Raw genomic sequence first — 24,385 nt, forward strand, 5'->3', positions numbered from 1 at the left:
CCGGGACGCGCGGCCGAGACGGCGAAGACGCGGTGTCTCCCGGGACGCGCGGCCGAGACGGCGGAGGCGCGGCGCCCTCCGGGGGGCGCGGGCGGCCCGCGACGCCGGGTGGGGGTCACGCCGTATCCCGTCATGACGTCCATGACATCCATGACATCATCCCGATCGGTTGCGTGACCAGGGCACGATGCCCTCAGAGGACCTCACTCCGTTCGCTCGTCAGGCGTTCGGCCTGCTGCAGGGTGGAGATGAGCGCGAGGGTCGACTCCGCGCCCTGGTTCAGGTTGGGGCCGTCCCGGGTGAGGCCGTCGTAACCCCCTCCGGTCGCGATGTCCCACATGGCCGTCCCCCGGTCGTTGGCGCCCTGGAACCACGCCGACGCCTGCCACACCCCCGCCCGCCAGGAGGGGTCGCCGGTGACGGCGCCCGCGGTGGCGCAGGCGTCGGCGAGCGCGGCGACCTCGATCGGCTGCTGGTCGTAGCGGTCCCGCGGCGCGTGCCGCCGCCACCCGGCGACGGGTACGACGGACAGCCGCCCGTCCCTGGTCTGGATGTCGCGGAGCCAGGTCAGCATCCGCAGGCCGTCGGCGAGCATCGCGGTGTCCCCGCCGAGGTGGCCCGCCGCGATGAGCACCTCGGCGAGGGCGGCGTTGGCGTACGTCAACCGCGGCTGCGGCCACGGCCAGTCCGGATCGGCGGAGGGGACGCCGACCGCGAGGGCGGCGTCCGCGAGCAGGGCCTTGGCCGGGGCGTCGCCCGGCAGGACGCGCAGGACCTCCGCCGCGCCGAGCCCGGCGAACGCCATGGCGCGCGGGTGCGGGGACCGCCTGGTGGCGCCGAGGGCGAAGGAGATCAGGGCCTCGTCGCGGATCCACGGGGCGGGGTTGCGGGCCGCCGCGGTGCCCAGGCCCCACAGCGCCCGTCCCCACCAGTCGCCGAGGCCGGGTTCGTCGGTCCAGCGCCGGTCGTGGGAGAGACGGTTGTGGAACGCGCCGGAGCCGTCCTGCGCGTGCGTGAGGAAGGCCAGGTAGCACTCCGCGAGCCGCCGGACCCGGAGGGTCGGCGCCGGTTCGCGGCTGGTCACGACGAGCCCGCGGGCGACGTCGTCGGTGCAGTAGCCGTGCTGGCGGCGGACGACGGCGTGCCGGGCGTGCTCGAACAGGCCGGTGTCGTCGCTCAGCCGTGCCAGGTGCCCGAAGCCGGGCACGGCGGAGGCGACCGAGGGGGGCGCGTGGGGGGCGGGGGTCACGGCAGGGCCACCGCCACGGGTGCCGGGCGTCCGGCGAGGAGGCCCCGGGCGAGGTCCTCGTAGCGCGCCGCGACGGCGGGCCACAGCAGGGTCGGGACCAGGGCGTGGGTACGGTTCCCGAGGTCCTCGGCCAGACCGGGCTCGGTGAGGATCCGGCGTACGGCCGAGGCGAGCGCCGCGGGGTCCTCGTGGGGTACGAGCAGGCCGGGCCCGTCGGTGAGCAGTTCCACGGCGTGCGGGAAGGACGTGGCGACGACCGGGACCCCGGCCGCCACCGCCTCGATCAGGACGCCGGAGGTGACCTGCTCGTGCGAGTCGTACGGCAGCACGACCACGTCGGCCGAACGGACCAGCCGGATCAGCGAGGCCTGATCGCGGTAGACCGGGTCGTACCGCACGGAGCCGGACACGCCGAGCCGCGCCCCCATCCGCTGCAGCCGGGTGCGGTAGGCCTCCCCGTGCTGTTCGAGCACCTTGGGGTGGGTCTTGCCCGCGATCGTGTACGTGGGCGAGGGCGAGAGGTCCCCCAGCAGGGCGAGCGCCCGCAACGCCCACTCGATGCCCTTGCCGGGGCCGATCAGCCCCCAGGTGAGCAGGTGCGGCCGGGGGCGGCGCTCGGCCGGGACGCGCATGTGGTCGGCGGCGCCGTGCGGGATGACGGACACCTTGGCAGCGTTGACGTGGTAGCCCGCGAGCAGCCGGTCGCGGGCGGTACCGGTCATGGTGACCACCGCGCCGGCGGCGTCCACGATCTGTTCGAGCAGCCTTCGCTGCCGGAGGGTCGGCCGGGTCAGCACGGTGTGCAGGACCACGATGCTGGGCACCGTGAGATGCCGCAGCAGCGGCAGGACGTCCTGGCCGTCGGTGCCGGGGTAGATGCCGTACTCGTGCTGGATCACCGCGACGTCGAACCGTTCCAGGGCGGAGGCCGCCGCCTTCCAGCTCTCGTTCCTCCCGGGTGCCCAGGTGTGCACGACCCCGGGCGCGGGGCGTTCGTCGTCGGCGTCCGTGGTGACGCGGACGATCCCGCCGCGGGTGCCCCCCTCGGTGAGGTGGGCGGCCAGGGCGGAGTTGAAGGTGGCCAGCCCGCACTGTGTGGGCGGGTGGGTGCTGAGAAATCCATATGTACGGGCCAACTGCCAAGCCTTCCGGTCATCGGCCGCTCCGGCTCACGGACGCGGACCTCACGCGGTGACGACGTCCATCGGTCAGCGTGATGACGGATGGAACCGAAGCCTGGCGCCGGGGGCCGTCCTCGTCGGGGCCCGGCTGCCGCGACCCCGCAGAAGGATCGCGGGGGCTACGTCACTCCGACAGTATCAGGGGATTACGCTCGGTCCACTATGTCGCGGTAGATGCGTAAATAGTTGGTCACCATTCTGTCCACGCCGAATCTGTGTTCGGCCTGGGCACGGCAACCCGCCCGGTCGATCGTTCCGACGCGCGAAACCGCGGAGACCGCCTCCTCCACGGTGTCCACCAGGAAGCCCGTCACCCCCGGGTCCACGACCTCGGCCATCGACCCGCGCCGGTAGGCGACCACGGGGGTGCCGCAGGCCATCGACTCGACCACCGACAGGCCGAAGGGCTCGTCGAACGCGACGGGATGCAGCAGGGCCGCGCTTCCGCCGAGGATCTCCGCGCGCCGCTCGGGCCCGACCGAGCCGAGGAACCTGACCCGCTCGCCGTCGACGTGCGGGGCGACCCGCTCCTCGAAGTAGTCCCGGTCCTGGACGATCCCGCAGACGGTCAGCGGCAGCCCGGCCCGCCGCGCGATCTCGATCGCCGCGTGCGTCCCCTTGTCGGGATGGACCCGGCCGAAGACGACCAGCCCCCGGCCGCCACGGGGGTCGAAGGGCAGGAGGCCCAGGTCGATGCCGTGGTGGACCGTGGCGACGTAGTCGAGCTCGGGGGAGCGGTCGGCGTCGGAGATGGAGACGTAGGCCGACCGGGCACGGGCGTAGGCGGGCAGGATCCCCGCCCCGGAGAACCCGTGGACCGTGGTGAGCAGCGGGGCGCGGCAGTGGTCCGCGAAGGCCAGGGGCAGCCAGTCGAGATGGCTGTGGACGAGGTCGAAGTCGGCGGAACGCCCCAGCGCGTGCGCGACGTGCATCGCCTCCCACACCCGGCCGTCGAGGGACGGATCCTCGGCGTACCCGGTGGGGCAGACCCCGTCGAGCGTCCCCGAGGTGATCGAGTCGAGGGTGGCGAAGAGCGTCACGTCGACACCCCTGGCGGTCAGTCCCTCGGCGAGCAGGCCGGTGACCTGCTCCCACGGCCCGTAGTGGCGCGGCGGCGTACGCCAGGCGATCGGCCCCAGCAGGGCCACCCTCAGCGGGGTCACCCGCGACGCCGGGTGAGCCGCCTCCGGTCGGGCCGTCTCCGGCTGGGCCGTTTTCGCTGATGCCGTCTTCACCGGGTCCGTCTTCACCGGGTCCGTCTTCACCGGGTCCGTCTTCACCGGGTCCGTCTTCATTGGGTTCGCCTTCGCCGGGGCCGTGTTCACCGGCCACCGGATCCGGTGCGGGCCCGTTTCCGGTCTTCTCTCAATCTCACAGATTCACCCCTCTACCGGACTGGTAAGGACAGAACCCGGCAAAAACCGCGCTGCCGAAATTCACCGGCATGGTGTGAGGTGTCCGCCCGGCCGTTTCAGTGACCCGGGGCCCGTTCTCGGTGAGCCTGGAGCCGTGCGGGCGCGGCGTCAGGTCGCGGGGCTGACCGGAGATCCGCAGGTGCGGCTCGTACGTGTGTTTGATATTCGCCATGTTTTCGCCGTCCAGGTGCCCGTATGGAGTAGACCCGGCGGAGTTGTCGGCGTCCCCTCGAACGTACCCCTCACGCTGGAAGCCACCCTTAACTCCCTGAATCTGGACAAGGAGGCCAGTAAGCCGGATCGCCCCCGGTGTCTTGCATTCGTGCACGCGTTACCGCGATCGAGAAATAAACCCCGCAATAGGCTTTCGTGCGTCACGATGACCTCTCCGTGTCATGACAGGCCGATCGCCATCCATTCCGGTGCGATTCACGCGCCGGGGAAATGGCGCTCCGCCGTCGTGCGGGCACGTTCCGCCCGGCGGGACCCGCCCCGGGGCACGGCGGTCGCGGGTGCCGCCGGATCCCCGTGCGCGTGGGCGTTCGAGGCGCGAGCTGCTCGTACGGCGCTGTCCCTGACGTCCGTGCCCGCAGGCTTTGAAGTGCCTTGCCCCGATCGTCGACTTAATGGCGGTGAACGCATGACAAATGATGTGTTCTGCCCTGTCATTGAGCGGCCAACGGGCATTGAGATGTTGATTCTCATGGAAATTCTCGGCAATCCGCGATCTCATATTCCAGCCAGTTCTTTCGGGATCATTTCTGGGAAGAGGAGAGTCATATGACCAATTCGCGAAGAATGACGGCACTCGCGGCCGCACTCGCGACGGCGGTCAGCCTCGGGATCGTCGGCGCGCAGACGTCGACGGCGGTCGCGCGACCCTCGACAGCGGCCGCACAGTCCCCGGCGGAGGTCGCGGCTCCGCCGCAGGGGCTCCGGATCACCCGCTTTCTCGGCGAGCAGCGCCTGCCGCACAAGATGCGCTTCCGGGGGACCACCGTCGGCGGCCTCTCCGGTCTCGACCGTGACCCGCGCACCGGCACCTGGTACTTCATCTCCGACGACCGGTGGCGCTACAACCCGGCCCGCTTCTACACCGGCCGTCTCGACATCAACCCGGTCACCGGAGCGTTCACCGGGGTGAACCTCACCGGGGTCACCACCCTGCGACGTCCCGGCGGGAGCTCCTACCCGGCCTACGGGCGGCCCAGGTCCGCCGATCCCGAGACGATCCGCTACGACCGGTGGAGCCGCAGGCTGCTGTGGGCCAACGAGGGCGACCGGCCGGACACGGAGAATCCCAGCATCCCGGTCTCCGACCTGTCGGTGAGCTGGACCGGCACCGAGGGCCGTCACCTCGGGGAACTGCGGATTCCCCGCAACCTGAAGATGACCGGCACCACCAGCGGCCCCCGGCGCAACCTCGGGTTCGAGGGGCTGACCTCCACGGAGCGGACCATCGCGGCCGTCACGGAGGGGCCGAGGTACGAGGACGGCGCGCCGCCGACCGTCGCCCAGGGCGCCCCGGCCCGCATCACCGTGTGGGACCGCGACGGACGCCCGCGCGGCCAGTACGCCTACCCGATCGACAAGCTCCCGGCGGCGCCGATCCCGGCGAACGGCAAGTCCGACAGCGGCGTCTCGGAGATCCTCGCGATCGACGACAACCGCCACCTCGCCCTTGAGCGCTCCTGGATCGAGGGGGTCGGCTACAGGGCCAAGCTGTACGAGATCGACCTGCGCGGCGCCACGAACGTGCTGGCCCGCGACAGCCTGGCCACCGGACGCCCCTACCGCCCGGTTTCCAAGCGGCTCGTCTCCGACCTCAGCACGGTGCGGCCACCGGTACAGAACCTGGAGAGCCTCGCCTGGGGGCCGCGCCTGCGCGGCGGCGAGTGCACGCTGGTGATCGGCTCCGACGACAACTTCGACAGCGACGAGGTCACCCAGTTCCTGGCCTTCGCCGCCCGGGGCTGCTGACGGCCGTCGGAGCGACGCGAGGTGGCAGGGGACAACCGGTGTCGCCGCTGACCGTGAGGTGACGGCGACCCCGATCGAGAAAGAACTCCGGCGTGGCCCGGACCCGCGACAAGGGTCCCGGCCACGCCCGCTGCGGACAGGTCTCCCATCACGGGAAACGCCGCGATCCCGGCACACGGCCGGGTCCTCCCCGCTGTCCCGTGACCGGTCCCGGCGCCCACGGGGAGATCGGGAGGGGCCATGCTGATGACGTGAACGAGGGACACCTGCCGATCGGGCGGTTCGCCCGGCTGTGCCGGCTCAGCGTCAAGCAACTGCGCCACTACGACGAGCTGGGCCTGCTGACCCCGGCCCACGTCGATCCGGACACCGGCTACCGCTACTACCGGCCGGACCAGGCACGCGCCGCGATGCTGATCGGCCTGCTGCGCTCCCTCGACGTCCCCCTGCCCTCGATCGGGCGGGTGCTGTCCGGCGAGGCGGGCGTGCTCGGCGGTGTACGCGACCGCATGGAGGCCGACCTGGCGCGCCGCGAGCGTAATGTCGCCGCGCTGGAGCGCATCCTCTCCGAGGGCCTGCCCCGGCCGGAGGTGACCGTCGTCCGCGAGCCCGCCCGGAGGGTGGCCGTCGTACGGGACACCGCGCCGCTGGAACGCATCGGCCCCGTCACCTCTGCGTGTGTGGCCCGGTTGCTCGCGGCGGCGGGCGCGCCGGACGGGCTCCTGGTCGGCCTGTTCCCCCTCGACCTCGCGGAAGAGGTGACCGTGGCCGTCGCGCTGGAGACGTCCGAGGACGTCCCGGGGACGTCCCGGGACGTCCTGCCGGGCGGCCGGTACGCGTCGGCGACCCACATCGGGGCGTACGACCAGATCCCGCTCACCGTGCACGCGCTGCTCGCGTGGGTGGGCGAGCGCGGGCACACGCCCGGCGGCCCGCTGCGCGAGGTTTACGTCTCCAACCCCGCCACCACGCCACAGGACCGGCTGGTGACGCGTCTGATGATCAAACTGGAAGACCCGGAATGAGCTGGTATTCGGCCGCCGACGACCCCGAAGTCCCCGTGCGCGGGTTCTCGGTCACCGGAGGCCCGCTTACGCGACGAGCGGCGGAGCCCTGTACACCGTCGCGGCCCGTCACGGGCGGGCGTTCGACATGCCCGTCCGCTCCGGCTGGGACGGCGGCTTCGAAGGCGCGGCCCTCGCCCGCTACCACCGTGGCGGGAGAGAGGGAAGCCCGCGCGGCATTATGTCAGTCCCAAACTGTCAAAAATGACCGTATCAAAACCCGGTGGGGATTCGCGGGGCCGTGCTTTCGGAAGTCGCCTGACCGGGGTTGTTCCGGCTCCGGTGATCCTTGATGGGGCGCTTCCCGGCACCCGCTTGCGGTTGGCCAAAAATAGGTAAATTCTTGGATTCGCCGGAGTCGTCGGAACGCCTCTCCTCATAGCTCCAGGTTGTCGGCTATCTGTCTGTTTATTCGGTTTTCGTCTAGTCGATCTATGTCCAGCGCTAGAACTTTGTTCGCGTAATGACAAATTTAATGATTTAGCTATACGATCGCCGTTCGTGGTTGGAGTTGATCTTTCAGGAACCCGATTGGCCAACGATCTGTTTTTTGTCATGCATGACAACGCGACCGGCCGGATGAGGCTTCACGCCCGCCTGACCGATCTGGGGCTGGCCGCCGCCGTCCTGGGAGAACTGATGCTCGCCGGACGGGTGACCGTGGGGCTGGCGGCCGGACAGATACGGCTCGTCGCCCTCGACGCGACACCGCCGGAGGACGCGCTCACCAGGACCGCCCTGGACCACATCGTCGCCGAACCCTCGCACCGCTTCCGGACCTGGCTGCATTTCCTCGCCCGTACGGCACTCGCCGACGTGGCCGCCCGGATGACCGCCGACGGGCTGCTGCGCCCGCCCGGCAGACGCCTGTCGCGGAGGCGGGTGCCGGTCGACGTGAACATCGCGGCCTGGCCCGGCGGACGCGTCAACCTGGCGATCCAACGCCGTGAGCCACTCCACGTCCAGGACCGCGTCCTGCTGGGACTGCTCGTCGCGACCGGCGGCAACCAGCTCGTCCTGTGGGAGCAGAACCCGAAATACCTCTCCGACGCGATCGCCACCCTTCCGGCGCCGCTCCAGGAACTGATCGCCCAGACCGAGGCTGCCGTAGGTGACTCCGTCATCAGCCGCCGCTGAACCCACCTCCCCCATCGCAAGGATCCCCCCATGTCCGTGACAGAACGAAGGGTCAGCGCCGTCTCCGAGGCGCTCGCCCAGGACCGCCTCGGTGTGCCGTCGGTGGTGTTCTTCGTCATCTCGGCGGCGGCACCGCTGACCGTCATCGCGGGCTCGGTGACCGCCGCCTACGCCGCGACCGGTGTGACCGGCGTTCCGCTGGCCTTCATCCTGCTCGGAGCCATCCTGGGCCTGTTCGCCGTCGGGTACGTGACGATGGCCCGCCACGTCGTCAACGCCGGGGCGTTCTACGCGTACACCGCGAAAGGGCTCGGCAGGCCGGTGGGGGTGGCGACCGCGTGGGTCGCGCTGCTGGCCTACAACGCGCTCCAGGTGGGTCTCTACGGCATGATCGGCTCGGCGGGCGAGCCGCTGATCGCCGACTGGTTCGGAAGCTCCCCGCCCTGGTGGGTCATCGGGCTGGTCGCCTGGCTGCTGACCGGGGTGCTCGGCCTGATGCGGGTCGACGTGAACGGCAAGGTCCTGTCGGTCCTGCTGCTGACGGAGATAGCCGTCGTCGTCGTGTTCGACATCGCGGACCTGATCAACCCGGCGGCCTCGGGCTACAGCCTCGACGTCTTCGCCCCGGGGAGCCTCTTCGGCCCCGCACTGGGCGCGGTGATCGCGATCTGCATCGCATCCTTCGCGGGCTTCGAGTCGTCGGTGGTGTTCTCCGAGGAGACCAAGGACCCGAGGCGCACGGTGCCGATCGCGACCTACATCGCGCTCGCCGTCATCTCCGGCCTCTACGCCCTGTCGTCCTGGGCGATGACCGTGCCGATCGGCTCGGACAAGATCGTCGAGACCTCGCGGGAGCAGGGCCCGGCCCTCCTGTTCAACCTGGCCGGACAGCACCTGGGGTCGACCATCGCCACCATCGGCTCCCTCCTGTTCGTGACGAGCCTCTTCGCCGCGCTGATCGCCTTCCACAACACGATCTCCCGCTACGTCTTCGCCCTCGGCAGGGAGAGGGTCCTGCCCGCGACCTTCGGCCGTACCTCCCCCCGGACCGGCGCCCCGGTCAACGGCTCGGTGGCGCAGAGCGTCATCGGGCTGGTCACGATCGTCGTGTACGCGTTCTTCGGCCTGGACCCGGTCGTCCAGCTGTTCTTCACCGTCGGATCGTTCGGCGGCCTGGGGCTGCTCATGATGCTGGCGGCCACCTCGATCTCCGTGCTGGTCTTCTTCGCCAAGAACCCCCACGAGGAGAACGCCTGGCGGACCAGGATCGCCCCAGCAATCTCCTCGGTCCTGCTGGTCGTGGTCATCGTGCTCGTCATGGCCAACTTCGACATCGTGCTCGGCGTGGCCCCCGACTCCCCGCTCCGCTGGATCATGCCCGCCGTCTACTTCGTCGCCGCGGGGTTCGGCGTCATGTGGGGACTCAGGCTGCGGGCCAACCGGCCGAAGGTGTACTCCAACATCGGGCTGGGCGCCCAGGCGGCCGTGGGAGGGACCGAATGACCGAGATCATTCGCGTCCGGAACACCCCCGGAGCCGCCGACACCATCGGCGCGATCATCGCCACCTCCTTCCACGAGCAGGAGATCTCGGCCTGGATGATCCCGCCGGACGATGACCGCCGCCGGGTGATGCCCCCCTTCTTCTCCATGATGAGCGAGAGTGCCCTCGTCCACGGTGAGGTCCACGCGACGGCCGACATGTCCGCCGTGGCCGTGTGGTTCCACAAGGGCGTCGAGCCGCTTCCCGAGATCCCGGACCGGGCTGCCCGGGTGAAGGCGTTCGCCGGTCCGCACCTGGAGCGCATCGAGCGGATGGGGGAGGAGATGGACAAGCGCCACCCCCACGACCCGCACCACTACCTGGCGTTCCTCGCCGTGCTCCCCGGGCACCAGGGGCGGAGGACGGGGACCCGGCTGCTCGAGGAGTACCATCGCGGGCTCGACGAGGCGGGGATACCCGCGTACCTGGAGGCCAGCAGCACCCGCAGCCGGGCGCTCTACCTGCGCCACGGCTACCGGGACCTCGGCGACCCGATCCTCATGCCCGACGGCCCGCCGATGCTCCCGATGTGGCGCCCGTCGAACCCCTGACCGGCACAGCACCCCGGTGAGGGAAGCCTCCGCCCCCGGCCCCCTCGCGGGCCGGGGGCGGAGCCGGTTCCAGCCCCCCCGCGAGAGGGGACGCCGACCGGGAGATGTCCCTCACTGTTCATCCCGGCCACATGACGACGGGAGGCGAACGGTTGAGAGCATGAGCGGGCGAGAACGGGAAGCCACGACCCTGGAGCACGCACGGTGAGACCGACCAGCCCTGTCGCCGACGTTTCCGGCGGCACCTCCCTGCTCCGCGAGTTCCTGCGCTCCCCGCTGCTGACCGCCACGGTCGCTCCGAGCTCGCGACGGCTCGGCGCGCAGATGGTCGTGCCGATCCCCGAACGCGGAGAACCGACGATCGTGGAGCTGGGGCCGGGCACCGGGGCGTTCACCCGGGTCATCCAGGATCGCCTGGGGGGCAGGGGCCGTCATTTGGCCGTTGAGCTCAACCCGCGCCTCGCCGGGCTCCTCGACCGCCGCTTCCCCGAGGTCGAGGTCGTGCACGCCCACGCGGCCGACCTGCCCCGGTTGATGGCCGAACGCGGCCTGTCCGCCGATGTCGTGGTCAGCGGGCTGCCCTGGGTGGCGTTCCGGCCGGTGGAGGGCGTGCGGTTGCTGCCGCTGGTGGCCGGTTCGCTCTCCCCCGGTGGGGTGTTCACCCAGTTCGCCTACCGCTGGACGCGATGGGCGCCCCCCGCGCGGGAGCACCTCCGCGACCTCCGTACGACGTTCGAGGAGGTCGTGCTCAGCCGGACGGTGTGGCGCAACCTGCCACCCGCCCTGGTGTACCTCGCCCGCCGTCCCCGGTGACGTCCCGATCGTGCGGACGGCCTCCGTGTGGGGTCAGGGGCCGGTGAGGCGGCGGTCCCCACGGGTGGTGACCACGAACACCTGCCAGTTGTAGTAGGCGTAGTAGTTTCTGATGTCCTGCTTGATCTGGCGCGTGTGCAGCAACACCGCGTCGACGTACGCCTGGGAGTGGTTGTACGCGTACAGCGCGCGCCGGTAGTCGCGCGGTGCCCCCGACGCGCGCAGATAGTTGGCGGCGGCGAGCAGGGAGTCGCGGGTGTCCTGGATGTCGCCGCCCATGCCGTAGGCGGCCCACGTTCCCGGCATGAACTGCATGGGGCCCTTGGCGCCCGTGTGGCTCGGTGACCGCACGCGGCCGAACTTGGTCTCGACGAACATCACCGCCGCGAGCACCTCCCACTCCACGCCGAACCGCCGCTCGGCGTGCCGGAAGTGGCCGAGCAGGAAGTCGGCGGGCTTGGGCGGCTGGACACGGAACTTCACCGCCCCGCTGATGGGCCGGACGAGGGAGCGCAGATCCCGGCCGGCCGTCACGTTGTCCTTCGCCTGCCCGGCAAGGGCCTTCGGCAGCCTGGCGTAGGTGCGGGAGGCGACCTTGGGGTTGAGGACCAGGTAGCGGTAGATGCGCTGCTGGTGCAGGGCCAGCAGCACCACCGGCTCAGGAGGACTTCCCCTGCCGGGATCGCCGTCGCGCCTCCAGGCGTCGATGGCGCGCCGGAGCTCGGTGGTGGTCGTGGTCAGGGAACGGGCCAGCCTCGACGGATCGGTGGGGATCGCCGCGTCGGGGGAGGGCAGGGCGGGCACCTGACCCGCGGGCGTCGTCTGGTGCGCGGACTCCTTCGCCGGTGACGTCTCCGACGGCGGTGTCGTCCCCTGCCCGGGGACGGCCGATGGGGCGGCCTCCTGTAAGGCGCCTTGCGCGGCGGAACCTTGCGAGGCGGAGTCTTGTGCGGCAGAGCCTTGCGAGGCGGCGCTTTGCGAGGTGGCGCAGCCGGAGATCGCGACGACGAGGCCGACGAGCGAGGCGACCATCGGCCTCCCGCGCGACCGGCCCGTGCGCACGCCCGGCGACCTGTCTCCCGAGGCGTCCGGTCGCACGGGCGTCGTCCGCCCACTCGGCCGGTGGCCACGCTCCGGCCGTGAAACCTCCGCGTGCTGATCGTTCATCGACCCCAACGTACCCGAGCGACGACCGCTCAGCCCGCTTTCCGACGTTCCCGCTTTCGCGCGTTCCCGCGTTCCCGTGCGACGGGACTCGTCGGACCGGCCGCAATCGTTCCCGATGAAAACCAGAAGATGCCGAACATCGGTAAGCGACGTGACCGGCACGGCTGTTGCCGGAAGAACAGCCGGTTACGGTCCGTTTCCCCTTGGCCGGTATTCGCCGGAACAATGCGCCGACCATATCCACCGTGTATATAGCGGCTGTATATCGCCTGGTCAGGAGAGGGTTCGGTGCCCCGGCGCCCTCGCGGACAGCCATCCCCGTACCGCTCCCTGACGGCGGAGGAGTCGCGGTGCGAAACCGGGGAGTTACCCGCCGCTGGTCATTCAGAGTTTCGGTAAGTCGATATACCGAAGATATACAGGCTCGAAGCATCCTTTTCCCATCCGCTGGGGACGAGGGAGCGACGGGGTGACGGTGGGGGACGCGGGAGGTGACGCATTGTCGCAACGGCCGAACGATCACACGCCGTCGTGGCCGGTCGCCGGGAACGGCCCGCCGACCCTCTCGGCCTTTGGCGTGCCATCTCTTGAACGTTAATGCGGGAAGGTGGGGGCTTTCTTACATGAAACGGCTTTACGAATTGCCCGCCGGTAGGCGTCTCAACTGGCGGGAGGCGGTCGCGCAATCGGTGATCTCCCTTGGCGGACCCACTCACGAGGCCGACGACCTCTGGGCCGAGGTGAAACTCATCGACCTCGGGATCACGCGACTGTCACGGGTGCGATGCACGTCATTCGAGGCACGGCGCGCCCAGCACCGGACCTGTCAATCCGGCCCCGGCGTGTACCAGCTCTCGCTGACCCTCAGGGCCCGGCCGGGAGCGCGGTGGCAAGGCCATGAAGCCGATCTCGGGTCGGCGGAACTGCTGCTGTACGACACCTCCCGCCCCTTCCACGCCTGGATGCCGGGCGGCCTCGGGGGGCCCATCCCGGGCGGACGTCCGGCGAACCCGGCTGACAGCCTGATCATCCTGCAGTTCCCCTCCGAGGTCCTCCCGGTCCCCCGCGCCGAGGTCGAACGACTCCTGGGGGTACGGCTGCCGGCGCGGGAGGGAGTCGGCGCGCTGCTGTCCGGGTTTCTCCTCCAACTGGTCCGGCAACGTGATCCGTTCCCGCCCCAGGAGGCGATCCGGATCTCCACGATCATCCTCGACCTCCTCGCGACCCTGCTGACCCAGGACCTCGACGCGCGCGCGGCGATGTCGCCGGACGATTCACGAGGGCTCATGGTCATGCGCATCCAGGCGTTCATCGAGCGGAACCTGGGAACCGCGGACCTGTCCCCTTCGATGATCGCCTCCGCCCACCACCTCTCCACCCGGCACCTGCACAGGCTGTTCGAGGAGCAGGACCTCAGCGTCGCGCGCTGGATCCGGCAGCGCCAGCTCGAACGCTGCCGACGCGACCTGGCCGATCCCGTACTGGACGCCCTGCCGGTCCGCGCCGTCGCCGCCCGCTGGGGTTTCGGCAGCGAATCACACTTCAACCGGGCATTCCGCGCCGCGTACGGCATACCCCCAGCGGCCTACCGGCGCAGCCTGCGGGATTCGGCGGACACGGACATCGCGCACTGGCCGATCCCGCTCCAAGGGTGTGTACGCGTGAGCTGACCGTTCGGGCCCCGCCTGGATGCGGCCGCTCCTCCCCGCTCACCCGGCGGGACAGCCTCATGATCGCCTTGAGAGCACGGCCGAGGGACTTTGGTCCTGAGCCAGTGCGCCAAACAGCCCTGGTTTTACCGATAGGAGCTGAATCATCCTGGCATATGGGGAGAACCGTATCGCTGTCCGGGGAGGAGACATGAGGCCGGAGATAAGGACGATCCTGTTCGGATCAGTCATGGTGACCGTGGCATCGGTGGGCATCACCGTGGCGGCTGCGATCGAGGATCGGATCTCGTTGGTCCAGCAGCCCCACGCTCCGGCGGACTCGGACGGGCAGTCGATGGGATGGGTGGACGACAAGGCCGTGAACAGCGAGTTCGACTACCTGACGCAGATGATCTCCCATGATCGGGAGGCCGTCACCGCCGCGACGCAGCTTCGGCGCTCCAGCGCACCGAAAATGCGCCGGCTGGGCGAGGAGATCGTGGCCACGCAGACCGCCGAGATCGCGACGATGAAGGCGTGGCTGGCCAAGTGGTACCCGGGGCGCTCCACGAGGGTCGGCTACCAGCCGATGATGCGTGATCTGTCGAAGCTGTCGGGCGACACGCTGGACAGGACGTTCCTGAAAGGCATGATCCCGCACCACAAGGCGGCGGTGATGATGTCCCAGCGACTGATCAGACACGGGTACCCGCGGCACAAGGGGGTCGCGGTGTTCGCCCGCAAGGTGCGAGACGCCAAGCATGCCGAGATATCCCAGATGCAGCGTCAGCTGGCGGCCGAGCCGAAGGAGAGACCCACCGGCATGATCATGCCGGCCACGCGAGCCGTGGCTTAGGGGGCGGTGCGGGAAAGCGGCGAGGAGAGCACGCGATCGTCCGCTCTTCCGGAGAACCCGCGGTAACGTCCTCGCGCGGTTCGTCACGACCATTCGTCCACCAACGGACACCCCCGCTCGGTGTCGTCCGCCCGTACGGCCGCCGCGTGGGGCGGTTCGGCCGTCGGGCGGACGACGCACGCCGGGGTGGTGACCCCGCGCCTACTGTGCCAGCGCGGCGCTGCGATGCTCCTGCGGGCTGATGCCGTACACCCGCTTGAACGCCGAGCTGAGGGCGAACCCGCTGCCGTAGCCGACCTGCCGGGCGACGGCGTTCAGCGTGGCGTCGGACTGGCGCAGCAGGTCGGCGGCGAGGGCGAGGCGCCACTCGGTCAGGTAGGTCATCGGCGGCGTGCCGACGGCGTTGCGGAAGGACTCGGCCAGCGTCGCCCGTGACACGCCGACCTCGGCGGCGACCCGCGCCAGCGTCCAGTCGTTCGCCGGGTCCTCGTGGAACAGGCGCAGCGCCTCGCCGGCCACCGGGTGGGTGTGGGCCTGGTACCAGGCCGGGGCCTCGGTCTCGGGCCGGTCGAACCACACCCGCAGCACCGAGATGAGCAGCAGGTCGAGCAGGCGGTCGAGCACGACGCCCTGGGCCGGCCCCTGTTTGGTGACCTCGCTGGCCAGCACCGGGAGGAGCGTCGAGTCCCACGTGTCCTCGGACACGACCAGCAGCGGCGGCAGCACGTCGAGCAGGCGCTGGCCGACGGCGCCGACCTCCTCGTACACGCCGAGCAGCATCTGCACCGACCCGTCGGGAGCGCTGCCCCACGTGCGCACCCCCAGCGACATCCGCTCGCGCAGCTCGACGCCGTCGGGCGAGAGGCACTGCTGGCCGGGGTGCACGATGACCTGCGGTGGGGTCGCGATGTCGTCGCTCATCACGTAGGGGTCCGGCCCGCGGACGATGGCGACGTCGCCCGGCCGCAGCCACACCGGCTTGCCGTGGTCGGGCTCGAAGCACGCTTCGCCGCTGAGCATGACGGCGAGGCACAGCGGAGACCTGTCCTGGACCCGGATCGACCATGGGGGGTCCAGCACGATGCGGAGGAGGAAGGCGCCACTGGCCCGAGGCCCTTCGAGTAATCCAGAGAGTGCGTCCACTCCCCAAGTGTAGACGACCGGATATGCATTCCGGCATCTCGGCCATGGACCATCCAAATAGTGGCCCTCAAACTGAAGCCATGACAACAAACGAGCACACAACGTTAGTCCTCGGTGGTACCGGTCGAGTCGGCCGCCGGGTGACCCAGAGACTGGTCGAGCGAGGCGTGAACGTGCGGGTCGGTTCCCGCACCGGCGAGCCCCCGTTCGACTGGGAGAACCCCTCCACCTGGGCCGGTGCCGTCACCGGTGTCAAGTCGGCCTACCTGATGTACTACCCCGAGGTCGAGTGGCCGGGCGCCAGCGACGCCATCGGCGCCGTGGCCCGGCTCGCGGTGGACGCCGGTGTCGACCGCCTGGTCCTCCTGTCCGCCCGCAACCAGGACGAGGCCGTCCGGTGCGAGGACGCCGTGACGAGCCTCCCGGTCGAATGGACCATCGTCGCCCCGGCCTCGTTCAACCAGAACTTCGACGAGGGCGTGTTCCTTGAGCCGCTGCGCCAGGGCGTGCTGGCCCTGCCCGCCGGTGACAACGCCGACCCGTTCATCGACGCCGACGACATCGCCGACGTCGTGGTGGCGGCCCTCACCGAGGACGGCCACGTGGGCGAGCGCTACGAGCTGACGGGCCCCCGCCTGTGGACCTTCGCCGAGGGCGTCGCCGAGATCGCCCGCGCGACGGGCCGCGAGCTCCGCTACGAGCCGATCACCCGGCAGCAGTTCGCCGACGCCATCGTCGACGACGGTGCCCCGCGCGAGTTCGCCGAGCCGCTGGCCACGCTCATCTCCGAGTTCTTCGACGGCCGGAACAGCTCGCTGGCCGACGGCGTCGAGCGTGCCCTCAACCGGAAGCCCCGCGACTTCGCGGACTGGGTGGCGGAGGTGGCCCCCACCGGCGTGTGGAAAGCCATCTAGTCGCGACACCGGTGACCTGGCGCCTGTTGTCGCAGGTCAGAGCCCGTTCCAAGGCCCCATGGAGATGGTGTTTCACGCACCCCGCGCTGTGCGGGTCGCAGGCGCACCGAGGGGCTCTGATGACAGCAGATGTCCGACCACTGCGATACGACGCCAGTGGGTGCCGCTCAGCTGTCGCGGCACCGGCTGCGGAAACGGATCGAGTCACCGGCATCGCGCCCGGACGACCGATCCAAGGTCTCGACGCGGCGCGGCGCGGCGCGCGTCGGTGAGAGCGGAGGGTGTCCAGGATCGGCGTTGCCACCCCGGCGAGAGCAGAAGGCTCTTGAACGCTGACCTGGACACCCTCGCAACGCGTTTCGCGCACGGATCGACGGTCCGTCGAAGATCTCGCTGCGGCGTTCCACGGTCGGGTTCGAGCCCGTCGATCGCCGATGCCGAACTGATCACGCCGACGGTGACGCGGCGAGGCCCGGTGGGTGCGCCCCGCCCGTCAGGATCCGCGTCACCTGTTCCCCCGCCTGCTTCGACAGCCGGGCTACGACAGGCGCACCAACCCCGGAGTGGTTGATCGCCGCCCTGGCCCGCGACACGAGCCCGCGGACCGAATGACGCGCGGATGGTGGACCCGCCCCCGGTCGAGTGCGGCCGCCCCGGTCGAGTGCGACCACTCCCGGGAGACCGCGCGGCGCTCCGGCGACCCGGCCGGGTGCGGAAACGGCGTGCGCCCGCGTATCACGCGCGGCTGGAGCCGACGTTCTCGATACACGCCGACGCGGGATTTCCCGGGGAACCGCCGAAGAGATCCTCGAATTTCCGACGCGGGACACCGGCGATCAACGCGCCGCGGCTGCCGGGCGTCGTCGACATCGCCGCCGGGCCACGCCACCGCGCCCGCGACACCGGTCGATCTCCGAACGCCCACGCCATCCCGTGACGACTTCGCCGAGACCCTGGTCCAGGGCCGTGCGGACCCGGTGAACGTTCGTGGCCACACCCCGGCAGCGGCCCCGGTGACGCCACCCCGCAAGCACGGAGGCGGGACGGCTTTGCGGTGATGTTGCGGGGACACCCGCACGATTCCGGTGATGAAACCTACTCAGCTCTGGACGTCGTTCGCCCGGCAGGTGGACGCCCGCCCCGACGCCACGGCCCTGGTGGCGAAAGGCAGGCACATCTCCTACGGCGAACTGGCCGACCTCGTGGACGAGGCCTCGGCCCACCTCGACCGGCTCGACACGACCGGTGGCGAGCCGATCGGCGTACCCGCCGTGAAGACGCCCCGGACCATCGCCCTGGTGCTGGCGTGCCTGCGGGCGGGCCTCCCGGTGGTGCTTCCCTCGGCCACCCTGCCCGAAGCCACCCTGCAACGCCTCCTGACCCGGGCCGGGTGCCGCCACGTCGTCAGCGCCGACGACGCCGGCCCCACCCAGACCGGTGCCGTACCGGCCCCGGCACCGGCACCCGCCACCCCCGTGAACCCCGGCGACACCGCCTTCGTGCTCACGACGTCGGGGTCCACGGGCATCCCCAAGCTGGTGCCGCTCACCGCGGGAGCGGTCGAGCGCTTCGCCGACTGGGCCGCCGCCCAGTTCGACCTGGGCCCCGAGTCCTCGGTTCTCAACTACGCCCCGCTGAACTTCGACCTCTGCTTCCTCGACGTCTGGGCCACGCTCCACCACGGTGGCCGGGTCGTCCTCGTGGACCCGGACGTCGCCACCAACGGGCGCCACCTGTTCGACGCCATCGCCGACAACGCCGTGACGGTCGTGCAGGCCGTGCCGATGGCCCACCAGCTGCTGGTCGACGCCGCAGGCGATCCGGCCCGGCAGCTCACGTCGGTCCGCCACGTCCTGTTCACCGGCGACCACATGCCCGCCCGCTGCCTGGCCCGGCTGCCCGCCGTGTTCCCCGGCGGCCGCTTCTACAACGTCTACGGCTGCACCGAGACGAACGACAGCTTCCTGCACGAGGTGGACCGGGACGCGCTGCCGGCCGACGGCGTCCCGCTCGGCACGCCGCTGCCCGGCGTCGAGGCGGTCGTCCTCGACGAGGACGGCGCCGTGGTCACGGGACCGGGGCGGGGCGAGCTGGTCGTCGCCACGCCGTTCCAGTCCGCCGGGTACCTCGGTGCCGACCCGGCGGCGCCCGGCCCGTTCGTGGACGCCCCCGCGGGCCGTCCGCCGGGCGCCCCCGCCCGCTTCTACCGGACCGGTGACGTCGTACGCCGCGACGACACCGGCGTCCTCCACCTCGAAGGGCGCAACGACTTCCAGGTGAAGGTGCGCGGCACCCGGGTGAACACCGCGGTGGTCGAGCAGGTGCTGCTCGACCACGACGAGGTCGCCGAGGCCGTGGTCCTCGCCGTCCCCGACCCCGTCGCGGGCCACCTGCTGCACGCGGTCCTGCGCCGGGTGCCGGGGGCGACCGTCAGGACGCTCGGTCTCCGCCAGCACTGCGCCCAGCACCTGCCCACGGCGGCCATCCCGGCCACCCTCCACCTGTCCGAGAGCCCCCTGCCCCGTACGTCCACCGGCAAGGTCGACCGGCAGTCCCTCGAACAGACCCTCAGGTCCCCTCGCCCCGAGGCGACCGTCGCCAGAAAGGAAACGGCACGATGAAGAACGAAGCCCTCATCAAGAGCTACCTGATCAAGGAATTCATGCCCGACGTCGAGGCGTCGGAGCTCGCCAACGATTACGACCTGCTCACCAACGGCGTGGTCGACAGCCTCGGGCTGCTCAAGCTCATCGCCTGGATCGAGACCGAGTTCGACATCACCGTCGACGACGCAGCCCTCGACCCGGACAACTTCCGCACGGTCGACGCCATCGACGCCTTCGTGGCGCGGGTGTCGGTCCCGGTCGAGGCGAGCTGACCCATGCACGACGCGTTCGCCGCCCTGCTGGCCGGGCGACCGGTCGACACCGCGACATGGTCGTCCTTCTGGGACGAGCTGAGCGCCGACACGCTGGACCCCGGCGAGCCGGCGTCGCTCATGGCGGCCCTCAGCCTCGACGCGGTCACCCCCGAGACGCTCACCGACCTGGTGCGGTCGCTGCACGCGCGCCGCACCGGGCCGGTCCGCCCCTTCCCCGGGGCGGTCAACGTGGTCGGCACGGGCGGCGGCGTATCGACGTTCAACATCTCCACCGCCGCCGCCTTCGTCGCCGCCGCGCTCGGGGCGCAGATCGTGAAGACCGGGTCGCGGGCCTACAGCAGCAAGTACGGCTCGATCGACCTGCTCGTCCGGCTCGGCATCCCGCTCACGAAGTCGTACGACGAGACGGCGGCGTCGCTGGCCCGCCACGGCATCGCCTTCGCCGGTTACTTCGTGTACCCGGTCGAGTTGACCGTGCTGGCCCGGCGCATCATGCCGCTGCCCATGCGGCCCTACGGCCGGGTGCTCAACACGCTGGGCCCGTTCCTGCCCGCGCTGCCGGGGACACGCCAGCTCACGGGCCTGTCGAGCCCCGGGCTTCTGCCGCTGGCCAGAAAGCTGGCGGCGGCGGTCGACGACCGCGAGGTCTGGCTGTGCACCAACGACGTCGGTGCCGACGAGCTGATCAGCTTCGCCGACAACGTCGTCCACCCCGGTGCGGGCGCGCCCGAGTTCCAGCTGAGCCGCCGAGACCTGGGCACGGCCGACGGCACCCTGTCGGACCTGGCGGCGGTGCCCGAGCCCGACCGGGTCGTCGACTACTTCCTGGACGTCGTGTCCGGGCGGGCGGGGGAGGTGGCCACCCAGACCGTCGCCCTCAACGCCGCCGCCCTGGTGATCGCGGCCGAGCGGGAGACGGAGTGGCGCCCCGCCATGGCCTCGGCGATGGCGGCGATGCGGGACGGCGCGGTGCGCGACCTGGTCGACGCCGTGCGAGCCGGTGAGTCGGCACCGTCACCGCTGGTGAGCGAGGGGGCGTCCGGTGAGTGACATGTTCCCCCGCCCGCCGGGCCTGGCCGTGTTCCTCAACGCGGGCGACCCGCCGTTCGACGTGCTCGAAGACATCGCCGACATGCTGGACGACCACGAGGTCGACGTCCTGGAGCTGGGCGTGCCGTTCCCCGACTCGATCAGCGACGGGCCGGTGATCCGCCGGTCCGCCGACCGGGCGCTCGCGGCCGGTACCGATCTCCAGGACGCCCTCGCCTTCGTCGAACGCTCCCGGAGCAGGCACCGCCACCTGCGGGTGGTCGTCCTCGCCGACTGGGCGCACACGGTCCGCCCCCGCTCGATGGCGCGGGTCGTCACGGCCATCGCCGAGTCCGGGGCGGCCGGGGCGCTGCTCCACGGCGCGCCGCCCCGGGTCCGCCCGGACTTCTACGACCGGGCCGGTGCCGCCGGGCTGCCCGTCGTCACCACGTGCTACGCGTCCTCGTCGCCCGAGGTCGTGGCGGAGGCGGCGGCTCACGCCTCGGCCTATGTGTACCTGGTGACGCACTACGGCCCCAGCGGCGCCGGTCCGGCGCCCGACCCGGGAGCGCTCCGTGCCCCCGTCGACGCCCTGCGGGCCCTGACCGGCGCGCCGATCGCCGCCGGTTTCGGGGTGCGTACGGCGGCCGACGTCGAGCGGGTGCACGCGGCCGGTGCCGACGCCGCCGTCGTCGGCAGCACCGTCGTCGCCCGCGCCGAGGCGTCGTTCACCGGCGGTGGCGACGTCGTCGCCGACCTCGCCACCCTCGTCTCCGACCTCCGTCCCAACCACCGTCCCCGGTCCCTCCGGCCGGTTCCCCACTTCTGAGAGGAACAATCCGATGATCGTTCGCAGCCTGGACAGCGTCACCACCGTCGACTGGGGTAACGGCCTCAGCCGCCGCTTCCTGCTGGAGGCCGACGGCCTCGGCTACACCGTCACCGACACCACGGTGCTGGCCGGTACCAAGTCGCTGCTCGAGTACCGCAGCCACCTGGAGGCCTGCTACTGCATCGACGGCTCCGGCGAGGTCGTCTCCCTCGACGGCACGACGCACCGCATCACCCCGGGCACCCTCTACGCGCTCGACCAGCACGACGCCCACTACCTCATCGCCGACCCGGAAGCCGACCTGCGCCTCGTGTGCGTGTTCTCGCCCGCCCTCCGGGGCGACGAGCGGCACAGCCTCGACGCCGCCGGCCCCTCCGCGTACTGAGGCCGCTGGCATGCGTACCTGGGACGAGGATCAGCTCGCACTGCGCGAGGGCATGGAGCGGTGGTGCCGCGACCTCGCCGTCACCGAGCACGACGCCGCCGGAACCGGTTTTTCGTGGGACGCGTGGAAGCTGGTCCGCTCGTCGGGGATACTCGGCCTGCCGTTCGACCCCGCCTGGGGCGGGGCCGGCGTCGACCTGCTCACCACCATGTTCGTACTGGAGACCCTGGGCGAAGGGTGCCGCGACGGGGGGCTGAGCTTCTCCGTCGCCACCTCCATCTGCAGCACGGGGGTCCCGCTCCAGCACTTCGGGACCAAGGAGCAGAAGGACCGGTACCTGCCCGGTGTGTGCTCGGGCGAGCTGATCGGCGCCCACGCCATCAGCGAACCCGACACGGGGTCGGACGCCCTGGGCATGCGGACGATGGCCGTCCGGGACGGCGACCACTTCGTGCTCAACGGCAGCAAGAGCTTCGTGAGCAACGGCCCCATCGCCGATGTGGTCGTCGTCTACGCCCGCACCCGGCCCGAGGGCGGACCGCTCGGCATCACCGCCTTCCTGGTCGACACGAACACCCCCGGCTTCTCTGCCGGTCAGCCGCTCAAGAAGATGGGCCTCGCGTCCTCGCCGATGAGCGAGCTGTACTTCGACGACTGCCGGGTGCCCGCCGACCGGGCCATCGGCGGCATCGGGCGAGGGTTCATGCTGCTCGAACACGTCATGAAGTGGGAGATCCTCTGCTCCTTCATCATCAACGTCGGGGAGATGCAGCACCGGTTCGAGCGCTGCCTCGAATACGCCCGGACGCGCACGCAGTTCGGCAAGCCGATCGGCTCGTACCAGGCGATCTCCCACAAGCTGGTCGACATGCGCATCCGGCTCGAGACGGCGCGCCGGTGGCTCTACGACACCGCCGAGCGTCTCGTCGCCGGCGAGAACATCACGATGGACGTGGCGATCAGCAAGCTGCTGACCAGCGAGGCCAACGTGGCCTCGGGGCTGGCGGCCATCCAGATCTTCGGAGGCAACGGCTACATGTCGGAGTACGGCCTCGACCGCGAGCTGGCCAACGCGGTGGGCAGCACCATCTACTCGGGCACGACGGAGATCCAGTACAACCGGATCTCCTCGATGCTGGGGTTGTGACCATGCTGCTCAAGGTGTGCGGCGCCACCAGCCGCGACGACGTCGCCCTGCTCGGGACCGCGGGCGCCGACCTGATCGGCCTGTGGTACGGGGTTCCGGGCGGCCCCGCCGACCTTTCCCTCAGCCGCTTCGCCGACCTGGCGGAGGCGTGCCGCACCGCCGAGGTGACGGCGGCGCGGCCGGCACCGGATCCGATGCTGGTCACGTTCCTGCGGGACCCGGCGGCCATCCTCGACGCCGCCCGCGCCGCGGGCGTGCGATGGCTGCAGCTGCACGGCTACCAGCCCCCGGGCGTGGTGGCGGCGCTCAAGCGGGGGTGGCCGGAGGCGACGGTGGTCAAGGTCCTCCACGTCACCGGCGACGTCTGCGTCGAGCGCCCGCTGCTGGCCTCGTACGAGCGGGCGGGGACCGACGTGTTCCTGTTCGACGCGACGAGCGCCGGTGGGCGGGTCGGGAGCACCGGCCTGTCGCTCGATCCCGACGTGGTGATCGACCTGGCCGAGGCGACCACCCGGCCGTTCCTCGTCGCCGGGGGCATCTCGGCCGCCAACCGCCTGCGCTACGAGAAGGTCGCCGCCCACCCCCGCTTCGTCGGTGTCGACGTCGACACGGCGGCACGGGACGAGACGGGGGCGTTCTGCGCCGACAGCGTCAGCGATATCCGGCACCACTGGCGTGCCGTTCCCGAGGTGGAGGAGGTCGTCTGATGGCGTCGTCGTTCGTGGACGCCCTGACGGGTGCCCGCCGCCCCGTGATCATGGAGCTGAAGCCCCGCTCGGCCGACGGCGAGGACCTGTTCCGCGGCCGGTCGCCCGCCGAGATCGTGGCCCGCTACGAGGCCGCCGGAGCCCCCTGCCTGTCGGTCGTCACCGGCCGCTGGTTCGGGGGCGACGTCGGCCTGCTGGCCGAGGTGGTCGGGTGCACCGAGCTGCCCGTCCTGCAGAAGGACTTCGTCACCAACACCGGCCAGCTGCGGGTGGCGAGCGACCTCGGCGCGTCCGCGGTGCTGCTCACGGCCGCGCTGCTGCCCAAGGTCGCGCTGGCGCGGCTGGCCGAGCGCGCCCTCGCGCTCGGCCTCACCCCGTTCATCGAGGTGGCCGGCCCCGAGGAGGTCGAGGCCCTCCCGTCGTGCGAGGGGTGCGTGGTGGCCGTCAACAACAAGGACATCCGCGTCCGCGAGCGCGGGGACGCCGACGTGGGCCGTAGCCGCCGGCTGCTGCCCGCCGTACGGCGGACGGGGTCGTCGTGCCCCGTCAGCGCCAGCGGTATCGACGACCCGGGGGTGGCCGCCGAGCTGCTCAACGCCGGCTACGCCGGACTGCTGGTAGGGACCCACCTGCTGCGGGCCGACCGCCTCGAGTCATGGTGTGAGGAGCTGGACGACCTCCGTCACGCGTCGTCCGCGCCCCGTCGAGTGGGCTGAGCGACAGCTCGTTCCACTCGACGGCGG

At 71.0% G+C, this 24,385-nt stretch carries 22 protein-coding genes and 1 pseudogene; 18 read left to right on the plus strand and 5 right to left on the minus strand.

All coding sequences use genetic code 11. From position 1 onward, the window contains the following. Positions 1–193: 193 nt before the first annotated feature. The 3 genes from ABD817_RS32125 to ABD817_RS32135 all read right to left on the minus strand — a co-directional run bounded on the left by ABD817_RS32125 (position 194) and on the right by ABD817_RS32135 (position 3,725). Positions 194–1,249: a glycosyltransferase gene (locus ABD817_RS32125; protein ID WP_344922031.1), complete on the minus strand. Its 1,056-nt coding sequence runs from the start codon at positions 1,247–1,249 to the stop codon at positions 194–196. Next, entirely contained in the window at positions 1,246–2,385 is a 1,140-nt protein-coding gene (locus ABD817_RS32130; protein ID WP_344922032.1) for a glycosyltransferase, read from the minus strand. Before ABD817_RS32130 ends, ABD817_RS32125 begins: the two co-directional genes overlap by 4 nt. A 191-nt stretch (positions 2,386–2,576) precedes the next feature. Then, entirely contained in the window at positions 2,577–3,725 is a 1,149-nt protein-coding gene (locus ABD817_RS32135; protein WP_344922033.1) for a glycosyltransferase family 4 protein, read from the minus strand. Between ABD817_RS32135 and ABD817_RS39675 the strand changes: the two are divergent. The 7 genes and pseudogenes from ABD817_RS39675 to ABD817_RS32165 form a co-directional block, all read left to right on the plus strand. Then, positions 3,697–4,629, plus strand: a pseudogene (locus ABD817_RS39675) (hypothetical protein); the annotation flags it as partial. The gene ABD817_RS32135 and the pseudogene ABD817_RS39675 overlap by 29 nt on opposite strands. Further along, positions 4,626–5,825: an esterase-like activity of phytase family protein gene (locus tag ABD817_RS32140; protein WP_344922034.1), complete on the plus strand. Its 1,200-nt coding sequence runs from the start codon at positions 4,626–4,628 to the stop codon at positions 5,823–5,825. The pseudogene ABD817_RS39675 and the gene ABD817_RS32140, both read left to right, overlap by 4 nt. Positions 5,826–6,076: 251 nt before the next feature. After that, positions 6,077–6,850, plus strand: coding sequence for a MerR family transcriptional regulator (locus ABD817_RS32145; protein WP_344922035.1), 774 nt, complete (start codon positions 6,077–6,079; stop codon positions 6,848–6,850). A 540-nt stretch (positions 6,851–7,390) separates the two neighbouring features. Continuing rightward, positions 7,391–8,026: a GOLPH3/VPS74 family protein gene (locus ABD817_RS32150; protein ID WP_344922036.1), complete on the plus strand. Its 636-nt coding sequence runs from the start codon at positions 7,391–7,393 to the stop codon at positions 8,024–8,026. Between the two features lie 30 nt (positions 8,027–8,056). Beyond that, positions 8,057–9,529 (plus strand): APC family permease, encoded by a 1,473-nt coding sequence (locus tag ABD817_RS32155; RefSeq protein WP_344922037.1) that lies wholly within the window; start codon positions 8,057–8,059, stop codon positions 9,527–9,529. After that, the gene (locus tag ABD817_RS32160) at positions 9,526–10,119 is read left to right on the plus strand and encodes a GNAT family N-acetyltransferase (RefSeq protein WP_344922038.1); all 594 of its coding nucleotides are present in this window, start codon (positions 9,526–9,528) and stop codon (positions 10,117–10,119) included. The genes ABD817_RS32155 and ABD817_RS32160 overlap by 4 nt, the downstream gene beginning before the upstream one ends. 204 nt (positions 10,120–10,323) lie before the next feature. After that, on the plus strand, positions 10,324–10,932 hold the full coding sequence (locus ABD817_RS32165) for a class I SAM-dependent methyltransferase (protein ID WP_344922039.1): 609 nt from the start codon (positions 10,324–10,326) through the stop codon (positions 10,930–10,932). Between the two features lie 33 nt (positions 10,933–10,965). On the opposite strand, the gene ABD817_RS32170 is transcribed toward ABD817_RS32165, so the two are convergent. Beyond that, complete coding sequence (locus ABD817_RS32170; protein ID WP_344922040.1) at positions 10,966–12,099, minus strand: lytic transglycosylase domain-containing protein; 1,134 nt, start codon at positions 12,097–12,099, stop codon at positions 10,966–10,968. Positions 12,100–12,722: 623 nt separating this feature from the next. Here ABD817_RS32170 and ABD817_RS32175 point away from each other — a divergent pair. Both ABD817_RS32175 and ABD817_RS32180 read left to right on the plus strand, forming a co-directional pair. Further along, on the plus strand, positions 12,723–13,769 hold the full coding sequence (locus ABD817_RS32175; RefSeq protein WP_344922041.1) for a helix-turn-helix domain-containing protein: 1,047 nt from the start codon (positions 12,723–12,725) through the stop codon (positions 13,767–13,769). Between the two features lie 247 nt (positions 13,770–14,016). Next, complete coding sequence (locus ABD817_RS32180; protein WP_344922042.1) at positions 14,017–14,604, plus strand: DUF305 domain-containing protein; 588 nt, start codon at positions 14,017–14,019, stop codon at positions 14,602–14,604. A 201-nt stretch (positions 14,605–14,805) separates the two neighbouring features. On the opposite strand, the gene ABD817_RS32185 is transcribed toward ABD817_RS32180, so the two are convergent. After that, positions 14,806–15,747 carry an AraC family transcriptional regulator gene (locus tag ABD817_RS32185; protein WP_344922043.1) on the minus strand — a complete coding sequence of 314 codons (942 nt, stop codon included), beginning with the start codon at positions 15,745–15,747 and terminating at the stop codon, positions 14,806–14,808. Positions 15,748–15,887: 140 nt separating this feature from the next. Between ABD817_RS32185 and ABD817_RS32190 the strand changes: the two genes are divergently transcribed. The 9 genes from ABD817_RS32190 (at position 15,888) to ABD817_RS32230 (ending at position 24,358) form a co-directional block, all read left to right on the plus strand. Then, complete coding sequence (locus ABD817_RS32190) at positions 15,888–16,661, plus strand: NmrA family NAD(P)-binding protein (protein ID WP_344922044.1); 774 nt, start codon at positions 15,888–15,890, stop codon at positions 16,659–16,661. A gap of 1,088 nt (positions 16,662–17,749) precedes the next feature. Next, positions 17,750–19,282 (plus strand): AMP-binding protein, encoded by a 1,533-nt coding sequence (locus ABD817_RS32195; protein ID WP_344922045.1) that lies wholly within the window; start codon positions 17,750–17,752, stop codon positions 19,280–19,282. Continuing rightward, the gene (locus ABD817_RS32200; protein WP_344922046.1) at positions 19,279–19,539 is read left to right on the plus strand and encodes a phosphopantetheine-binding protein; all 261 of its coding nucleotides are present in this window, start codon (positions 19,279–19,281) and stop codon (positions 19,537–19,539) included. The genes ABD817_RS32195 and ABD817_RS32200 overlap by 4 nt, the downstream gene beginning before the upstream one ends. Positions 19,540–19,542: 3 nt before the next feature. Beyond that, positions 19,543–20,592, plus strand: a complete 1,050-nt coding sequence (locus ABD817_RS32205) for a hypothetical protein (protein WP_344922047.1) — start codon at positions 19,543–19,545, stop codon at positions 20,590–20,592. A 1-nt stretch (position 20,593) separates the two neighbouring features. After that, a complete protein-coding gene (gene trpA, locus ABD817_RS32210; RefSeq protein WP_344922107.1) occupies positions 20,594–21,400 on the plus strand; it encodes a tryptophan synthase subunit alpha in 807 nt (268 codons plus the stop codon). A 13-nt stretch (positions 21,401–21,413) separates the two neighbouring features. After that, positions 21,414–21,788 (plus strand): ectoine synthase, encoded by a 375-nt coding sequence (locus ABD817_RS32215; RefSeq protein ID WP_344922049.1) that lies wholly within the window; start codon positions 21,414–21,416, stop codon positions 21,786–21,788. A 10-nt stretch (positions 21,789–21,798) separates the two neighbouring features. Further along, complete coding sequence (locus ABD817_RS32220) at positions 21,799–22,935, plus strand: acyl-CoA dehydrogenase family protein (RefSeq protein ID WP_344922050.1); 1,137 nt, start codon at positions 21,799–21,801, stop codon at positions 22,933–22,935. A gap of 2 nt (positions 22,936–22,937) precedes the next feature. Then, positions 22,938–23,642, plus strand: coding sequence for a phosphoribosylanthranilate isomerase (trpF, locus tag ABD817_RS32225; RefSeq protein ID WP_344922108.1), 705 nt, complete (start codon positions 22,938–22,940; stop codon positions 23,640–23,642). Further along, the gene (locus tag ABD817_RS32230) at positions 23,642–24,358 is read left to right on the plus strand and encodes a beta/alpha barrel domain-containing protein (RefSeq protein WP_344922051.1); all 717 of its coding nucleotides are present in this window, start codon (positions 23,642–23,644) and stop codon (positions 24,356–24,358) included. Before trpF ends, ABD817_RS32230 begins: the two co-directional genes overlap by 1 nt. Positions 24,359–24,385: the final 27 nt, after the last annotated feature.

Source organism: Streptosporangium oxazolinicum (assembly GCF_039537505.1).
Classification (GTDB): Bacteria; Actinomycetota; Actinomycetes; order Streptosporangiales; family Streptosporangiaceae; genus Streptosporangium; species Streptosporangium oxazolinicum.